The organism is Massilimicrobiota sp. An105 (assembly GCF_002161155.1).
Taxonomy (GTDB): domain Bacteria; phylum Bacillota_I; class Bacilli_A; order Erysipelotrichales; family Coprobacillaceae; genus Allocoprobacillus; species Allocoprobacillus merdigallinarum.
This window is the reverse complement of record NZ_NFLY01000007.1, coordinates 63,212-80,697: the sequence shown is the minus strand read 5'-3', so window position 1 is coordinate 80,697 and position 17,486 is coordinate 63,212. Positions and strand designations below refer to the sequence as shown.

Sequence of the window (17,486 nt, the reverse complement as noted above, 5' to 3'; positions counted from 1 at the left end):
GATCATGAACTCCATGTGTGAGCTAAGATATAGTGACTTTACAACTGAATTTTCATTTAAGACCATATAATCAATATATTTTAAATATAGTTACCAACATTTATCTAGGGTTAGATTTTCATGATAAAAAAGTGTAAAATAAAAATATAAAATCAATGTAAAGAAAACCTAAAGTTTTTGTAAATAAGATAAATAAGCTTGATTATATGAATAAGACATATTATTTTTTTATTAACATATATAAGGAGGAAATTATGAGAGGTTGTAGAGAAAATAGAGAATTATCATGGTTAAAATTCAACGACCGTGTTTTAATGCAGGCAAAGGATAAAAAAGTACCTTTAGGAGAACAGTTAAACTTTGTATCTATCTTTCAATCCAATATGGATGAATTTTTTATGGTGCGCATTGGAACATTATATGATCAAATGTTATTTTACCCATCTTCTAAAGATAATAAAACACAAATGACAGGAGAAGAACAATTAAAAGCCTGTTTAACAAGAGTTGGTTTTTTAAATCGTAAAAAAGATCGTATCTATACACGTATTATGGATGATTTAAAAGAATATGGTTGGGGTATTGTCAAATATCATCAATTAAAGAATAAAGAGGATCGTAAATATTTTGAAAAATATTTTGATTCAGAAATCTTACCTTTGATTTCACCACAGGTTGTATCTAAAAGACAGCCATTTCCTTTTTTAAATAATAAGGAATTATATATTATTGTTCAGTTAGAATCTAAAAAGGGAAAACGTAAAATGGGGATTGTCTCTTGTGGTAACGCTATTGATGAAAGAATGTTGGCAGTCCCAAGTATGCAAGGTCAGTTTATTTTAGTAGAAGATATTATTTTACATTTTGTATCTAAAGTCTTTAGTAAATATACGATTAAAAATAAAGGTTTTATTCGTGTGACAAGAAGTGCAGATATTGATGAAGATGATCATTCTTTGGAAGGACATGATGATTATCGTGAAATGATGGAAACTTTGATTAAACAACGTCGTAAATTATGTCCAATTCGTTTGGAAATTTCAGAAGGATTGGAAGATTTGGAAATTATGATGTTGATGAACTTCTTGAATTTAAAGAAAAATCAGGTCTTTTTATCACAGGCTCCTTTAGATTTAGGTTTTATTGGGACATTAAGAGATCATTTACGTATGTTACATCCACAGTTATTTTATAAGAAATTAGAGCCAAGAAATAGTCCAATGGTTGAAAATGCTGTGCCAATGATTAAACAGATTAGTAAAAAAGATATTTTACTGGCGTATCCTTTTGAATCCATGTCACCATTTTTAAGACTATTAGATGAAGCCAGCCGTGATCCACATGTTGCAAGTATCAAGATGACATTGTATCGTGTCGCTAAAAATTCTAAGATTGTTAAATCTTTGATTAGAGCAGCTGATAATGGAAAAGAAGTTGTTGTTTTGGTGGAATTAAGAGCGCGTTTTGATGAAGAAAATAATATTGACTGGTCAAAACGTCTAGAAGCGGCTGGATGTCGTGTGATCTATGGATTGGATGGTTATAAAGTTCATTCAAAACTATGTCTGATTACTTATAAAAATAGTCAAGGTGTTCAATATGTTTCACAAATTGGAACAGGAAACTATAATGAAAATACCGCTAAACTTTATACAGATTTATCTTTAATGACACATCATCATGAATTAGGTGAAGAAATTAATGATGTCTTTAATCATTTAAGTTTAGGGGAAACCATGTCACATACAGAGCATTTGATGGTGGCACCACACTGTATGTTGTCAAAAATCTGTGAATATATTGATGAACAAATTGCATTAGCTAAAGAAGGTAAAGAAGCTTATGTTGGATTTAAATGTAATTCTGTGACATCAAAAACAATGATTAATAAGTTAATTGAAGCCAGTCAGGCTGGTGTTAAGATTGATATGATTGTCAGAGGAATTTGTTGTATTATTCCTCATGTAGAAGGTTATACTGATAATATCCGTGTGATTTCTATTGTAGGACGTTATCTGGAACATTCACGTATTTATATTTTTGGAACTGGTGAAGACAAAAAAGTTTATATTTCTTCAGCTGATTTAATGACAAGAAATCTAGAAAGCCGTGTTGAAGTTGCGACACCTATTTTCGATAAAAAGATTCAAAATATCATTTGTTCAATGTTTAATACTATGTTGAATGATAATGTGAAAGCTTGTGAATTATTGGGAGATGGAAGTTATAAACGTATTAAAAATAAACAGACTGCAATGAATAGTCAGGAATACTTTTTTAAAAAAGGAATTGATGTAAAGGAGTCATGATATTGTGAGAGTGGGTATTTTAACAAGTGGTGGTGATTGTCAGGCTTTAAATGCGACAATGAGAGGACTGGCTAAAACACTTTATCAACAGAAAAAAGATATTGAAATTATTGGTTTTTTAGATGGGTATAAAGGTCTTATGTATGAAAACTATCGTATTATGAAACCTGAAGATTTTGAAGATATATTGAATCTTGGTGGTACCATTTTAGGGACTTCAAGATGTCCATTTAAAAAAATGTGTGTGATTGAAAATGGTTTTGATAAAGTGGCTGCTATGAAAAAAACATATCAAAAATTAAAATTAGACTGTTTAGCTGTTCTTGGTGGTAATGGATCATTAAAAACTGCCAATCTGTTATCACAGGAAGGGTTGAATGTTATTGGGTTGCCTAAAACCATTGATAATGATACATGGGGAACAGATTATACATTTGGCTTTCAGTCAGCTATTGACATCGCAACAAGATATTTAGATGAAATTCAAACAACTGCTGCCAGTCATAGCCGTGTGTTTGTTGTGGAAATCATGGGACATAAAGTCGGACATATTTGCTTATCAGCTGGGATTGCCGCTGGTGCTGATATTATCCTATTACCTGAAATTCCTTATGATATCGAAGTTGTTGCGGGAGAGATTGAAAAGAAAGTGAAAGCAGGAAAAAAACATATTGTGATTGCCTGTGCAGAAGGGGCTATTTCTAAAGAAGAATCACTGCTTTCAAAGAAACATTATAAATTGAAAGTCGCAACGCGAGAAGGACATTCTGTTGTTTATGAAATTGCCAATAAGTTATCACATTATATTGATAAAGAGATACGTGTATCTTGTGCCGGACATGCTCAACGCGGTGGACAGCCTTGTGCATATGATCGAGAAATATCAACATTATTTGGTATTGAAGGTGCTAAACTGATTATGAATAAGGATTTTGGAAAACTGGTTGTTTTTGTCAATCATCGTCTTGATGCTATTCCATTAGAAGAAACAGCTGGAAAATTAAAATATGTTGATGTACAAGGTGATACTGTCAAAAATGCTAAACTGATGGGAATTTCTTTTGGTGATGAGATGACTTTGTCAAAGTGAAGATCATTAAGAATCAGACTTATTTAACAGGTCTGATTTTTTTGTTAATGTTTTTAACATTTTACTATTGATAGAGAATTGTTTTATAATAGAGTAAAGGAATAATGAAAGAGGAAGGATTTTGTTATGTTTAGAAACATGAGAAGAGTGAAAAATGAGATTTCTGTAGAAGAAGCTAAAGAGTTATTAAAAAAGAATAGAAGAGCAGCATTATCAGTTCATGGAGATGATGGTTATCCATATACAATTCCTATTAATTTTTATTATGATGAAGATGAAAATAAAATTTATTTTCATAGTGCAAAAGCTGGACATAAGATTGATGCAATAAAAGCTAATGATAAAATCTGTTTGACAACATGGGATGATGGTTATCTGGTAGAGGGAGATTGGGCTTTTTATGTATCCTCTTGTGTTGTCTTTGGGCGTGCCAAATTGATTGAAGATCGTCAAGTCACAGAAGATAAAACGAGAACATTAGCTTTAAAATATTTCCCAACAGTAGAAGAAGTGGAATATGTCATTAAAAAGAGTATTGATCGTGTTCAACTGGTTGCTATTGAAATTGAACATATTTCAGGTAAGAAGATTCATGAAAAATAAAGGGTGTGTCTAAATCATGATCGACTTTGATTTGTTTTAATTAGAAAAATAAGTCAAAATATAAAATATTTAGAAAATATTAAGAATTTGTACATTATTTTATTCTTTTTTTGGGGTTATACTTTTACTGAGGTGGAAAGTATGACTTTAAAATCAACGAAATGGTTAACAGTAGCAGGAACTGTTGCATTATGTCTATTTATTGTTTATTTGGGACAATCCCATTATTTGTCTCATCCAGAAAGTCTACAGTTATATTTAAAAAGAACAGGGGTTATCGCACCTGTTATATTCATACTTATTCAAATTGTACAGGTCATTATTCCAATTATCCCTGGTGGTGTCAGTAGTGGGATAGGTGTTATTGTATTTGGAGCTGTTGAAGGCTTTCTATATAATTATGTAGGATTGCTTATTGGTTCTTATATTGTTTTTCGATTAGTGAAAAAATATGGCCAAAATTTTATATTGAAAGTCACTGATCAAAAAACATATGTTAAATATATTGGATGGCTTGATAAAGGTCAAAAATTTGAAATCTTTTTTTCTTTAGCAATTTTGCTGCCCGGTTTTCCAGATGATTTATTATGTATGATTGCTGGTCTTACCAGTATGTCAACAAGAAAATTTATGATAATTAATATTCTTTGTAAACCAATAGGATTGTTTTTCTATTCTTATGGAATAAAAGAGCTGTTAGGCATTTTAGGACAGTTCTTTTAAATGTTGAGATTTGCCGTACAGGTTAATACATATAAAAATGATTTGATTAAAGTGATGTTATATTGATATATCAAAAGAAGCCAATCGTTATGATTGACTTCTTTTTTTGAAATGAAACTTTTATAAAGTACACAAGAATTACACAAAATTTCCATAGTAATTTCATAACAATTTTATATGATGAATTTTGTAAAAAAGAAATGAAAAATAAGATTGATAAGGAATGATTTTATGGCTTTTAATACATTGGTTTTTTTATTGTTTTTTTTATTTGTTTTAGTCGGAAGCTTTCTTGTTCCCGCAAAGTGGAAGTGGATTTTTCTGCTGCTTTCCAGTTACTTTTTTTATTGTTATGCAAGTGTGAAGTTCTTGATATTTATTTTGTTGACGACACTGAGTTCTTATATGGCCACTCTGTATATGGGCAAGCAATATCAGATGGAAAGGAGTCAAACATCAACAAAAGAATATAAAAAGAAATGTCATTTGAAAAGAAAAAGAGTACTGATTCTCACATTAGTATTGAATTTTGGAATTTTATTATTTTTAAAATATTTTAATTTCTTTTCAGAAAATATGAATCATTTATTAGAAACATTGTCTTTGGGAAGTCAGATACCAACACTTCATCTGATCCTACCATTGGGAATTTCTTTCTATACATTTCAGACCATGTCTTATGTGATTGATGTTTATTGGGGGAAAATTAAACCAGAACGCAATCTGGCAAAAGTGGCTTTATTTGTGTCTTTCTTTCCACAAATTCTTCAGGGACCTATTGGTAGATTTAAAGATCTGGCTCCCCAACTTTATGCACCCAAAAAAGCAAGTTATCGTGATTTGAAATTTGGCTTACAGTTAATGTTATGGGGTTATTTTAAGAAAATGATTATTGCTGATAGAGCTGCAGTCATAGCTGATTTTGTCTTTGAAAATTATATGAATGTCTCAGGTATGGGCGTTGCTTTAGGAGTTTTTATGTATGCTATTCAGGATTATACTGATTTTTCAGGTTGTATAGATATTGCACGTGGATGTGCACAGACAATGGGAATGACCATGGCAGAAAATTTTCGTCGTCCTTATTTCTCAAAGACTGTTTCAGAATTTTGGAGAAGATGGCATATGTCATTGGGAAGTTGGATGAAAGATTATGTTTTTTATCCATTCTCATTGACTCCCGGGGTTAGACAAATAGGAAAATTCGCAAAGAAGCGTTTTGGTAAACACATTGGTCGAACTTTACCTATCGCTTTAGGAAATTTACTAGTCTTCTTTTTGGTGGGTGTATGGCATGGAGCACAGTGGAATTATATTATCTGGGGAATCTTTTATGGATTCTTAATAGCAATCAGTGGACTGATGAAACCAGTTTGGAATTATTTGAATCAAAAGCTACATATATCTGTTCAATCTCGTAGCTTTCAGCTCTTTCAGATATTGCGTACCTTTTGGATAACTTGTGTAGGATGTATTATTTTTAGAGCAGTGACACTTACAGATGGATGGCGTATTTTTCTTAAATGCTTTCATTTTTATGAATTTCCATTAGATATTAAAAAAGAGCTTGTTTCATTTGGATTGAATGGTAAAAATTATGTTGTTTTGTTGATAGGGTTGATTGTTTTATTGATTGTAGATATTCTTCAGGAGAAAAAAAGTGTTCGTGAACGTATTGAAAAAAGGTCTATCTGGATACGCTGGGGACTTTATCTTGTTGCATTTCTCATTATTTTATTGTTTGGCATGTATGGCCCAGGATATGATCAAACACAATTTGTATATATGCAGTTTTAAGGAGGAAGTATATGACAAAATTTCAGAAATTCAAAATCTTTATTATGACAATCCTCATTGCAGGTCTGGTCTGTGGGATGAATTTTGTAATGTGTCGTCAGGCATATAGTTCTGATGCTGTACGTGTCAAAAACTTCTATAAGTTAGAAAACAATAGTCTTGATATGGTCATGATAGGAGCCAGTACAACATTTACGAATTATTCTGCCCCTCTAGCATTTAAAGAGTTTGGGTATACGAGTTATTCTCTTGGAACAAATGGTGCTCCTATGGGACTTGCAAAATCAATGCTGATTGAAGTTTTAAAGACTCAAAATCCTAAAGTGATTATTATTGATATTAATGGCATATTATATGATGATAAGTTTGAAAGCAAAGAAGGATCTTTGAGAGCATGGATTGATAATATGCCTTATTCTCAAAATAAGATCAAGACAATTCAAGAGCTGGTTCCTGAAGATGATCGGTTGTCTTATTATGTTCCATTTTTAAAATATCATTCTAATTGGGCAAAATTCAAAGATAATGTCAATGCCAGTATAGATGAATTAACGCATCATGATGATATTCATTTATCTTCAATGGGTATTCAAGGAACAGCTCAAATTACACCACAAAAATCTCCTATTCCTATTAAAACACATACGCAAGAAAGACCCATGTATCGTTTATCAGGACTGCATCTCAAAGAGTTATTAGACTATTGTCAAAATCATGGTTTAAAAAATATTTTATTTACCAATATGCCACGTTATTATTCAAAAAAAATGATACCAGAACGTGAACGTAATAACGCTGCAAAAGCTTTGATACATCAATATGGTTATGAGTATATAGATATGGATGATTATGTTGATGAGATTGGCTTAAATCCACAGACAGATTTTTATAATCAGAATCATTTGAATATTTATGGTCAAAAGAAACTAACGATGTATTTAGGAAAACGATTGAATGAAAAGTATCATTTATCAGATACTCAACATGATGAGAAGATAATTCAACGTTATCAACAGGAAGTGACAGCTTATGAAAAAATATATAAATGGGTAGATGAGCAGATTCGTTTAGGAAAGAAGAGAAGATATAACTATAAAGAAGTTAAAGAAATTATAGAGAAACAGGAGATATAAAATGTATAATGTTTTAGATTATTTAAAAGAGAGTGCCAGAAAATATCCTGATAAGGTTGCTTTTGCAGATATAGATCAATCAATAACATATGAAGAGCTATACAGAAAAGCACAGGAGATTGGTAGTGCATTGGCTTCAAAGATTTCAATAGGGCAGCCAGTTCCTATTTTTATGGAAAAGAGTGTAGATACGATTTGTCTGTTTTTTGGTGTCGTTTATGCTGGTGGATTTTATGTTTTGCTGGATATGAAACAGCCCCAAACAAGATTAAATCATATTATGAAGACGTTAGATTCAAAAATGATAGTGACATCTCAAAAATATATAGAGGCACTCAAAAAGAAACAAATGGAAAGTGATGTTATCTTATTAGAAGATTTATATGGACATGTTAATCTAAAAAAGTTAGATAGTATTGCGAGTCAGCATACGGATACAATGCCGTTATATACAATTTTTACATCAGGTTCTACCGGTATTCCTAAAGGTGTATGTGTCGCACATCGTAGTGTGATTGATTTTATCGAAACATTTACCAAAACATTTCATATTAATGAAAATGATGTTATTGGGAATCAGGCTCCCTGGGACTTTGATGTCTCCGTCAAAGATATTTATTCAACAATCAAAACGGGAGCAACTATGCAAATTATACCAAGGCAATATTTTTCAATACCAACTCAATTGTTAGATTTTTTATGTGAAAGAGAAGTCACAACAATTATTTGGGCTGTATCAGCTGTTTGCATTATTTCAACTTTGAAAGGGTTTGAATATAAAGTACCTCATAAGATATCTAAAGTAATGTTTAGTGGTGAAGTCATGCCAATGAAACAGCTTCGTATCTGGCAGTCTTATTTACCAGATACAATGTATGTTAATTTATATGGGCCAACAGAAATCACATGTAATTGTGCTTATCATATAATAAGTCCAATGGATCAGGATGATGTCATTCCTATTGGAAAAGCATTTCAAAATGAAAAAGTCTTTCTTTTGGATGAACACAATCAGGAAGTGATAATACCAGATGTCTTGGGTGAAATCTGTGTCAGTGGAACTGCCGTCAGTCTAGGATACTACAACAATCCACAACAGACACACCAGGCTTTTTGTCAAAATCCTCTGAATCCTTATTATCGAGAAATCATTTATCGTACTGGTGATTTAGGTTATTACAACAAACAAGGTGAATTATGTTTTGCCTCACGTAAAGATTTTCAGATTAAACATATGGGACATAGAATTGAGCTGGGTGAAATTGAAAAGGCCATGCAACATGTTGAAACGATTCAAAGAGCTTGTTGCCTTTATGAAAATCATAAAATCATTGCTTTCTATGATGGTGATATTGAACGTCGTGAATTGACACGTGTTTTAAAAAAAGAATTACCTGCCTTTATGATTCCTAATATTTTTTATAAGGTTCATGGGTTCCCTCTCACAAAAAATGGAAAGATTGATAGACAGAAATTAAAATCAATGATGAAGGAGGATTGCAATGTTTAAACCACAGTATCAGGATGTTATCACAGATTTAGCAACACCAGCATATGTATTTGACATAGATGTTTTACAAGAAAGAATAGAGTTTATTCAAGGCATATTAGGAAAGAATATACAGTTATGTTATGCTATGAAAGCTAATCCCTTTGTGATTAAAAGTATTGAGGGGCTCATTGATTGTTATGAAGTCTGTTCTCATGGTGAATTTGAAATTTGTAAAAGGGCAGGCATACCTATGGAAAAAGTCGTCTTATCGGGTGTATATAAAAACGCTGATGATATTTTAAAGGTTATGAAGACATATCGTGATTGTCTTGTTTATACAAGTGAATCTGTACATCAGTTTACTATGATACATGAAATAGCTAAAAAACTAGATTGTCAGGTACCAGTATTACTGAGAATAACAACAGGGAATCAGTTTGGTATGTCAGAAAAAGAGATATGTCATCTCATTGAGTCTCGCCAACAATATCCTCATGTTGAAATTGTTGGAATTCAACATTTTTCTGGAACTCAAAGAAAAAAATTAAAGTTATATGAACAAGAACTCAAATATGTTGATACACTTTTACAGCGATTAGAAAAAGAGTATGGATATGTTGCAAAAAAATTGGAGTTTGGACCGGGCTTCTATGTGGAATATTTTCATGGAAGTCAGGTCTATGATGAAGTCGAACTTCTCAAAGGTTTTAAAGAACTTTTAGAGGGACTTCATTTTCAAGGGCAGATTATTTTGGAGTTAGGGAGATTTATTGCAGCTAATTGTGGACAATATTATACCGAGATTGTGGATTATAAAGTCAATCAGGTTCCCTATTGCATTGTTGATGGTGGGATGCATCAGATAACATATTATGGTCAGATGATGGCTATGAAAATTCCACATTATCGTCAAATCAAAAAAGAAAAAGGAAATGGTCAAATTATTCAATGTCATGTGTCCGGGTCTTTGTGTACAATCAATGATAATCTGGTTAAGGCTTTACCTTTAGAGAATCCACAGATTGGAGATATTTTAGAATTTCAACGAGTAGGTGCATATGCAATGTGTGAAGGTATATCGCTCTTTTTAAGTCGTGATTTACCAAGTATTTATCTTTATTCAAAACAGAATGGATTATGTTTACAACGTAGTCGTTTTGAAACAAATATATTAAATTACAAAGGAGAATAAGAAAATGGAAAAATTATTAGAATTATTAGAAGAAATTGATGGTGATATTGATTTTAGAGAATGTCAGACATTGATTGATGATGGTGAATTGGATTCATTTGCAATCTTAGAAATTGTAGCTGAAATCAATGATACGTTTGATGTTCAGATTGGAGCTTCAGATATCGTTCCAGAAAACTTTAATTCTGCAGAAGCTATGTGGAAAATGATACAAAGATTAAAAGATGAATAGAAAACATGTACATATTTATAAAAAAAGAATGAAAGTAACAGCAATTATAATGCTTATTATTGGTATTTTATATGGAATGTATATATCTAGAACCACTTATCAGATTGAGGTTCCTCAACTAAAAAAAATAAAAAGTATCGTTTTAATTCAAAAAAAGACCATTCAGGAATTGACCGATCAAGATGCAATAGCTGATATTGCTACTCTCTTGAAAGGGAAAAAAACTCAACAAGAGAGTATGAATAATACTCCTTTCAATGTTAGTCAAAAGATTAGACTTGAGTTTCATTCAAAATATGGTGACATAACCTTTATCTATCTTTATAAGAAAGATAATCAATATTATATAGAGGAACCCTACAATGGTATTTATCAGATGAGTGAGAATGAATATAACAGTATTACTCGTTATCTTAGATAAGAGTAGTGTGTATGTTAGAGGCATGAGTGCCTCTTTTTGTATGGATTGATTTATTTTATAGTGGGAGAAATATTAGTTTTCATTCTTGTTTTGTTGTATAATAGAAAAAAGGGGTGGAAAGGATGGAAATATTAATATCACGTATTTTAAAATATTTAAATGGCTGCTTAAATGATGATCATATGTATCGTATTGGTAGCTTTGTGGTTAAACATTATAATGAAATCTGTCAATATGATTTAGAACAATTTATCAAATCATCAAAGTGTTCTCAAGAAGAAGTACAAGACTTCTTTTATCATCTTGGATTTCATTCTTATGAAGAGTTTCATCAACAGCTTATCATTGATAAACAAATTCGTTTGGACCAGATCAATGCCAGAATGTTACATACTTCTGTAGATAAGTTTTTATCACATTTAAACATTAAATTTTCTAAAGAAGAGTTTTTACATACCATTGATCAGATTTGTGATTTGATTTTTCATGCAAAAAGAGTTGTTATTGTGGGAGCACTATATCCAAGCAGTATTGCAGTTGATTTTCAGACTGATTTGATTACATTGGGAAAAGAAGTAATCGAATATCATCATTTTGATAAAAGTTTTACATTTTCTGAAGATGATGTTGTCATCTTTATCACAGCAACAGGACGTACAATGGAACAAAATGCGAAAAAAATGGTCAATCAGCATCTATGTGATGCTTATGTTGTTTTAGTGACACAAAATACAAAATATATTCAGTTTGAAAATGTCTGCCCTGATTACGTTGTTCATGTTTTAGGAACATTTGATGGTTTGGAATTTAGCTATCAGACAATGATGATTTTAGATTTATTAAGAATCAGATATTATCAAAAATTTTATGAAGAAGAATAAGTGAGAGTTATGAAAAAAAGAGTACAGTATTTTTTGGCATTGACAACTATTTTGATGATGACAGCTTGTCAAAGTCAACAACAGACATCACAAGTTGATGAAGAAAAGCAAGTAGAGATTCAAGAACCAGAAGTGAGGAAGACAGAAATAACTTTATCATTTGTTGGTGATATCACTTTAGGAAATTATATTGGACAGGGTTATGAAGGATCTTTTGATCAGGAATATGAAAAACAGAATCAAGATAGTGCTTATTATCTCAAGAATGTTAAAGATGTTTTTGAAAAAGATGATTTAACGATTGCCAATCTAGAAGGTCCACTCACAACAAGCCCAGATTATGCTGAGAAAACTTTTGTTTTTCAGGGGAAACCTGAATATGTTGATATATTGGCTGAGGGTGATATTGAGGCTGTGACATTAGCTAATAATCATTCTAAAGATCATTTTGAACAAGGTATGACAGATACTAAGGCAATTTTGGATGAAAAAGGAATCAGGCATTTTGGCTATGATGAAAGTTGTATGATTGATGTGAAAGGAATTCAAGTGGGATTTTTAGGTTATGCTTTTCCATATGAACTCACTGCAGAAATGAAAAAAGCAATAAGTGATTTAAAAGCTCAATGTGATATTGTGGTTGTTTATTATCATTGGGGTATTGAACGTGATAAGGCGCCAATGGAATCACAACGCAGTTTAGCTAAACAGACAATTGATGCTGGAGCAGATTTAATTATTGGTTCTCATCCTCATGTCTTACAGGGAATTGAAACATATAAGGGTAAGAAGATTGTTTATAGTTTAGGGAATTTTTGTTTTGGTGGGAATAAAAATCCTAGTGATAAAGATACAGTGATTTATCAGCATACATTCTCATTTGAAAATAACGAATTGGTTCAAGAAGAACATGAAGTGATTCCATGTATGATATCATCTGTATCATCACGTAATAATTATCAGCCAACAATTGTAGAGGGTGAGGATGCCAGTCGTGTTTTAGAAAAAGTGAATGAAATCAAATAGCATGAATTCATGCTGCTTTAGGCTGTTGATAAAGTATATATGGTCAACAGCTTTTATGATATGATGTTTAAAATATATAAATTGAGTCAATTGAAAAAGTCAATTCTATGTTTTGTAAAGGTATAGGATTTCATTTTTATTGAAGAATGATATAATTCTTTCACTTACATTATCTGATGAAACAATGCTAAAATAACTTGGAGGTGAATAATCATGCGCACAAAGTGTTCAGTTTCACAACAAATTATAAATCTAAAGAGTAAAAATATTAAGTTTAATATTATCAATGAGCAATCTGCTATACAATATTTGACACACCATACATATTACTTTAAGTTAAAATCTTTCGCTAAATCTTTTGAATACAATGAAGTAAAAAATGTATATATTAACTTAGATTTTGCATATTTAGTGGAATTATCAAAACTTGATATGTATTTAAGGGAATATATTATCAAACTATCTTTAGATACAGAGCATTTTTTAAAAGTAAAATTAATTAATGATTTAACTCACAATGATAAAGAAGATGGATATCATATTATTGATAAACTTTTTATAAAATATCCATATATTAAACAAAATATAAATCATAAGAAGAATGATTCTGCATGTGCTGATTTGATTCATAAATACCAAAATAATTGGGCTATATGGAACATTGTAGAAGTCCTTTCATTTGGTGATTTTATTAAACTTTTTGAATTATATTACGAACTTTATCCAGAAAATAAGTCTAGAACAATAAATCATTTGTTATGGCCTTTAAAATTTATTAGAAATGCATCAGCTCATAATAATTGCTTATTAAACACTTTAAGAAAACCCTATACTCACACACATTTATACAATAACACAAAAAATATAATTGAACCAAGCAAAGAATTAGTGCTTTTATTAACAAAAATACCAAACATCAGTAAAAATTCTAGACGAAAAAAATTATGAATCCAGTAATCCATGATTTTATAGCAACTTTATTTTTATTTAATGAAGTTTGTACTAGTTCTGTCTTAAAAGAAAAACAATTTAACAGATTAAAAGATTTAATTCATGTCAGATTTATTAAACATAGGGATTATTTTATTAAAGACAATATACTCGTATCTCATTATGAATTTGTAAAAAAATAGTTGATTATTTATACGAAAAATGCATATAATAAGTAGAAGGACAAAAACGAAAGTTTTATGTAGAACAATGCCAGCATTGTTCTGCTTTTTTTATTTAAGGGTTTTATTTGATAATGGTGAATGATACAATATGATTAACAAATATCAAAGTGAGGAAAATATATGGATACGGAAAAAAAGAAATTGGATTTTGATTTTCAATCATGGATTAAAGAGCAACATAATGATGAATATCAGATTGTAGAAGATAATGAATCTTTAATCAGATTAGTTACGGATTATGGAGAGGCTTCTATTCGTTTTACTGTTATTGAACAAAGTACAATTGTAGAGTTCTCTATTGTTTCTAAAAAAGATGATTCAGTGAAATTCTATCTTCATTTTGAGTTGAATGATGAAAATCATGCAAAACAATTATTTGATGAAATGGTAGAAACATTAGTTGGCTTAAAAAATGAAAAAACTTTACAAGTTCTTTTATCATGCTCATCTGGTTTGACAACGTCTATGTTTGCAGAGAACTTAAATAGTGTGGCAGGAATGTTAGGGTTGGATTATCATTTTGATGCTGTTTCTTATTTAAGTATTTATGAAGAAGTTGAAAAATATGATGTGGTTTTGATTGCACCACAGATTGGTTATATGTTGAATCGTTTAAAAGAAAGTTTAACAGATAAATTAGTCCTTCAGATTCCCACAACTGTTTTTGCTTCATATGATGCGCCAGGGGCTTTAAGATTTCTACAAAATGAACTTGAAGAGTATTATACTAACAAAACACAGGAAGCGCAAAAACATCATACGCATTGTATAGAATATGAAAATCGTATTTTATCTATTGTGATTTCTAATAATAAGGCACAAACAAGAATTTATTATCGTTTGAGTGATCATTGTGAAATTATTGATCATAATATGATTATCAAACCTTCTTTAAATGTTTATGATCTTTATGATATTATTGATACTGTTTTATTAAAACATCAATATGTAGATATGATTGGTATTGCAACACCAGGAATTGTTAAAGATGATCAACAGTTAAGAAATTCACCTGATGAAAAAATTCTGGATATAAAAAATGAATTTGAAAAGAAATATGGAATTAAAGTTTTAGTATGTAATAATGCCAATGCTGCAGTTGTGGGATTTTCTTTGGAACATCCTGAATATCAAAATATTATCTTTCACTCACAACCATTTGGTTTTGGTGTAGGAGGACAAGGTATTATTTCTCATGGTCAGATTGTGACAGGAAAAAATGGGGTTGCTGGAGAAGTTCGTTATTTTATTCATCGTATGCAATTTTCTGATGAATGTGCAAAACTGGCATGGACGCAAGAAGGTGTATTAGAGCTTGTGACAAAATCATTATTACCTTCAATATGTATTATGGGACCTGAAGCAATTGCTGTGTACTCACCTATGACAAATGATATGAATGAAGTCAGAAATAAACTCTTATCATTTATTCCTGAAGATTATATGCCAGAGCTTTACTCTATTAAAGAAGTGAGTCCATATATGCTAGATGGTCTTACAAAACTATGTGTCAATGATTTAAAAAAGAATTAAAAAGATTGTATAAAATGGAAAAATAGCCTAATATTATAAGATAGTGAAAGTGAGTGAATAAAATGAAAGAAAGAATTGTATTTATGGGAACAGCATCATTTTCGTTGGCTGTTTTGAAAATGCTGATAGAAGAGGGTTACAATATTGTTGGCGTTGTCACTCAGCCTGATCGTTATGTAGGGAGAAAAAAAGTTTTGACAATGCCAGATGTAAAAGTAGAAGCTTTAAAATATGATATTCCTGTTATTCAACCTGCACGTATTAAAGAAGATTACCAGGCAGTTGCAGATTTAAAACCTGATTTGATTATTACAGCAGCGTATGGTCAGATTGTACCACAGGCTGTTTTGGATATTCCTCGTTTAGGATGTATTAATGTTCATGCATCATTGTTACCATTATATCGTGGGGGTGCACCAGTACATCAGGCTATTATTGATGGACAAGAGAAAACAGGTGTCACAATTATGTATATGGTCAAAAAAATGGATGCTGGAGATATGATTGCCCAAAAAGAAACACCTATCTTAGAAGATGATACAGTAGGTATTTTATATGATCGTTTAAGTGATTTAGGTGCCAAATTATTAAAAGAAACATTACCAGATATTTTAAAGGGAACAAATCAACGTATACCTCAAGATGAAAATCTAGTGACTTATGCGCCCACTCTTTCTAGAGAAGATGAACGTCTTGACTGGAATATGTCTGCTAGACAAGTTTATAATAAAGTTCGTGGAACAAATCCATGGCCAGGAAGTTATACAACTTATCAGGGAAAGACTGTTAAAATCTGGGCAGGACAAGTTCATCAATGTGAAAATGCGATGAAACATCATGCTCATCAGGATAATGGAACGATTGTCAAGATTTTTAAAGATGCTATTGGAGTTAAAGTGAATGATGGCGTTTATCTGATTACAGAATTACAATTAGAAGGTAAAAAAAGAATGTCTGTAAAAGATTATTTAAATGGACATTGCATTTTTGAAGTCGATACAAAGTTTGAATAAAACTTTGTATTTTCTTTATAAAGAGCTTGTATATTAATAAGAATCATAAAAAGGAAATGGAGATTATTTTGATTTAAAATATATCCATATGTAGATTTTTTATGGCGAGATGATTCAATAGTAGTAAACTTTTTAAATCAATAGTGAACTTTCTATTTTATATTCCATTTTTATGATATTCTCTTTTTAAGAGAAGTTATTGCATAAGAAGGTAACAATGTTTTAACAATGATCATTCAAGGAGCTAACATATGAATTATAAAATCATTCAAAAAGAAGCATTTCGTTTTGTAGGAGTCAGTAAACGTGTATCACTTCAATTTGAAGGTGTGAATAATGAAATTGTACAATTAGCAAGTCAAATAACAGAGGAACAAAAAAGAGAGTTGCATCAACTACAAAATATGGAACCGTATGAAATTGTGAATGTATCTTATGATTCTGATACTGATTTTCTGGAAGAAAAAGGACAACTGACACATATGATTGGTGTCTTAACGACATGCGTTGATATCAGTGATCAATTTGATCAACTTTCAGTTCCTTCGCTGACATGGGTAGTATTTCCAAATGAAGGACCATTCCCATCAACTTTACAAAACACAATGGCAAGCATTTATGCTAAGTGGCTTCCAACTTCTGATTATGAACTGGCAGATTCGTTATCATTTTCTTTTACAAAAATGGATGAACATCAAGATCATTATGCCTACAGTGAGGTCTGGATTCCTGTTCAATTGAAAAAATAAGAAAATAGAAAAGTTTAAGCAGTTTATTGGAATGATGAACTGCTTTTTTATATGATTCTACTTTTACGTGGTGTCATTTTTATCTGTTTTCGTTATAATGAAGGCAGGAGGAATCAT

The 17,486-nt window shown here is 30.9% G+C and carries 17 protein-coding genes; all 17 read left to right on the top strand.

What is annotated here, in order from left to right; translation table 11 throughout:
- The first annotated feature begins 254 nt into the window (after positions 1-254).
- The 17 genes from ppk1 to B5E48_RS03145 all read left to right on the top strand — a co-directional run bounded on the left by ppk1 (position 255) and on the right by B5E48_RS03145 (position 17,369).
- Positions 255-2,309: a polyphosphate kinase 1 gene (gene ppk1 / locus B5E48_RS03225; protein WP_087304078.1), complete on the top strand. Its 2,055-nt coding sequence runs from the start codon at positions 255-257 to the stop codon at positions 2,307-2,309.
- A 4-nt stretch (positions 2,310-2,313) separates the two neighbouring features.
- A complete protein-coding gene (locus B5E48_RS03220; RefSeq protein WP_087304077.1) occupies positions 2,314-3,399 on the top strand; it encodes a 6-phosphofructokinase in 1,086 nt (361 codons plus the stop codon).
- A 126-nt stretch (positions 3,400-3,525) separates the two neighbouring features.
- Positions 3,526-4,002 (top strand): pyridoxamine 5'-phosphate oxidase family protein, encoded by a 477-nt coding sequence (locus B5E48_RS03215; RefSeq protein WP_087304076.1) that lies wholly within the window; start codon positions 3,526-3,528, stop codon positions 4,000-4,002.
- 141 nt (positions 4,003-4,143) lie between these two features.
- Positions 4,144-4,725, top strand: a complete 582-nt coding sequence (locus B5E48_RS03210; RefSeq protein WP_087304075.1) for a TVP38/TMEM64 family protein — start codon at positions 4,144-4,146, stop codon at positions 4,723-4,725.
- A 438-nt stretch (positions 4,726-5,163) separates the two neighbouring features.
- Positions 5,164-6,522 (top strand): MBOAT family O-acyltransferase, encoded by a 1,359-nt coding sequence (locus B5E48_RS03205; RefSeq protein WP_158097252.1) that lies wholly within the window; start codon positions 5,164-5,166, stop codon positions 6,520-6,522.
- Positions 6,523-6,533: 11 nt separating this feature from the next.
- Positions 6,534-7,655 carry a hypothetical protein gene (locus tag B5E48_RS03200; protein WP_087304073.1) on the top strand — a complete coding sequence of 374 codons (1,122 nt, stop codon included), beginning with the start codon at positions 6,534-6,536 and terminating at the stop codon, positions 7,653-7,655.
- 1 nt (position 7,656) lies between these two features.
- A complete protein-coding gene (locus B5E48_RS03195) occupies positions 7,657-9,165 on the top strand; it encodes an amino acid adenylation domain-containing protein (protein WP_087304072.1) in 1,509 nt (502 codons plus the stop codon).
- Positions 9,158-10,339, top strand: a complete 1,182-nt coding sequence (locus B5E48_RS03190) for a diaminopimelate decarboxylase family protein (RefSeq protein WP_087304071.1) — start codon at positions 9,158-9,160, stop codon at positions 10,337-10,339. Before B5E48_RS03195 ends, B5E48_RS03190 begins: the two co-directional genes overlap by 8 nt.
- A 4-nt stretch (positions 10,340-10,343) precedes the next feature.
- Complete coding sequence (locus tag B5E48_RS03185; RefSeq protein ID WP_087297983.1) at positions 10,344-10,571, top strand: phosphopantetheine-binding protein; 228 nt, start codon at positions 10,344-10,346, stop codon at positions 10,569-10,571.
- Entirely contained in the window at positions 10,564-10,992 is a 429-nt protein-coding gene (locus tag B5E48_RS03180) for a DUF5301 domain-containing protein (protein ID WP_087304070.1), read from the top strand. The genes B5E48_RS03185 and B5E48_RS03180 overlap by 8 nt, the downstream gene beginning before the upstream one ends.
- Positions 10,993-11,114: 122 nt before the next feature.
- Entirely contained in the window at positions 11,115-11,873 is a 759-nt protein-coding gene (locus tag B5E48_RS03175) for a MurR/RpiR family transcriptional regulator (RefSeq protein WP_087304069.1), read from the top strand.
- A gap of 9 nt (positions 11,874-11,882) precedes the next feature.
- A complete protein-coding gene (locus B5E48_RS03170; protein ID WP_087304068.1) occupies positions 11,883-12,899 on the top strand; it encodes a CapA family protein in 1,017 nt (338 codons plus the stop codon).
- A gap of 213 nt (positions 12,900-13,112) precedes the next feature.
- Positions 13,113-13,847, top strand: coding sequence for an Abi family protein (locus B5E48_RS03165; protein ID WP_087304067.1), 735 nt, complete (start codon positions 13,113-13,115; stop codon positions 13,845-13,847).
- Positions 13,844-14,032, top strand: coding sequence for a hypothetical protein (locus B5E48_RS03160; protein ID WP_087304066.1), 189 nt, complete (start codon positions 13,844-13,846; stop codon positions 14,030-14,032). Before B5E48_RS03165 ends, B5E48_RS03160 begins: the two co-directional genes overlap by 4 nt.
- A gap of 162 nt (positions 14,033-14,194) precedes the next feature.
- On the top strand, positions 14,195-15,607 hold the full coding sequence (locus tag B5E48_RS03155) for an ROK family protein (RefSeq protein ID WP_087304065.1): 1,413 nt from the start codon (positions 14,195-14,197) through the stop codon (positions 15,605-15,607).
- A 62-nt stretch (positions 15,608-15,669) separates the two neighbouring features.
- Positions 15,670-16,620 carry a methionyl-tRNA formyltransferase gene (gene fmt, locus B5E48_RS03150; protein WP_087304064.1) on the top strand — a complete coding sequence of 317 codons (951 nt, stop codon included), beginning with the start codon at positions 15,670-15,672 and terminating at the stop codon, positions 16,618-16,620.
- Between the two features lie 251 nt (positions 16,621-16,871).
- Positions 16,872-17,369 carry a GyrI-like domain-containing protein gene (locus tag B5E48_RS03145; RefSeq protein WP_087304063.1) on the top strand — a complete coding sequence of 166 codons (498 nt, stop codon included), beginning with the start codon at positions 16,872-16,874 and terminating at the stop codon, positions 17,367-17,369.
- The last annotated feature ends 117 nt before the right edge of the window (positions 17,370-17,486 follow it).

Coding starts and splice junctions, on each gene's coding strand:
- B5E48_RS03210 (WP_087304075.1), top strand. CDS start 4,144: ATGACTTTAAAATCAACGAAATGGTTAACAGTAGCAGGAACTGTTGCA.
- B5E48_RS03170 (WP_087304068.1), top strand. CDS start 11,883: ATGAAAAAAAGAGTACAGTATTTTTTGGCATTGACAACTATTTTGATG.
- B5E48_RS03180 (WP_087304070.1), top strand. CDS start 10,564: ATGAATAGAAAACATGTACATATTTATAAAAAAAGAATGAAAGTAACA.
- B5E48_RS03195 (WP_087304072.1), top strand. CDS start 7,657: ATGTATAATGTTTTAGATTATTTAAAAGAGAGTGCCAGAAAATATCCT.
- B5E48_RS03200 (WP_087304073.1), top strand. CDS start 6,534: ATGACAAAATTTCAGAAATTCAAAATCTTTATTATGACAATCCTCATT.
- B5E48_RS03155 (WP_087304065.1), top strand. CDS start 14,195: ATGGATACGGAAAAAAAGAAATTGGATTTTGATTTTCAATCATGGATT.
- ppk1 (WP_087304078.1), top strand. CDS start 255: ATGAGAGGTTGTAGAGAAAATAGAGAATTATCATGGTTAAAATTCAAC.
- B5E48_RS03190 (WP_087304071.1), top strand. CDS start 9,158: ATGTTTAAACCACAGTATCAGGATGTTATCACAGATTTAGCAACACCA.
- fmt (WP_087304064.1), top strand. CDS start 15,670: ATGAAAGAAAGAATTGTATTTATGGGAACAGCATCATTTTCGTTGGCT.
- B5E48_RS03185 (WP_087297983.1), top strand. CDS start 10,344: ATGGAAAAATTATTAGAATTATTAGAAGAAATTGATGGTGATATTGAT.
- B5E48_RS03175 (WP_087304069.1), top strand. CDS start 11,115: ATGGAAATATTAATATCACGTATTTTAAAATATTTAAATGGCTGCTTA.
- B5E48_RS03205 (WP_158097252.1), top strand. CDS start 5,164: ATGGAAAGGAGTCAAACATCAACAAAAGAATATAAAAAGAAATGTCAT.
- B5E48_RS03145 (WP_087304063.1), top strand. CDS start 16,872: ATGAATTATAAAATCATTCAAAAAGAAGCATTTCGTTTTGTAGGAGTC.
- B5E48_RS03215 (WP_087304076.1), top strand. CDS start 3,526: ATGTTTAGAAACATGAGAAGAGTGAAAAATGAGATTTCTGTAGAAGAA.
- B5E48_RS03165 (WP_087304067.1), top strand. CDS start 13,113: ATGCGCACAAAGTGTTCAGTTTCACAACAAATTATAAATCTAAAGAGT.
- B5E48_RS03160 (WP_087304066.1), top strand. CDS start 13,844: ATGAATCCAGTAATCCATGATTTTATAGCAACTTTATTTTTATTTAAT.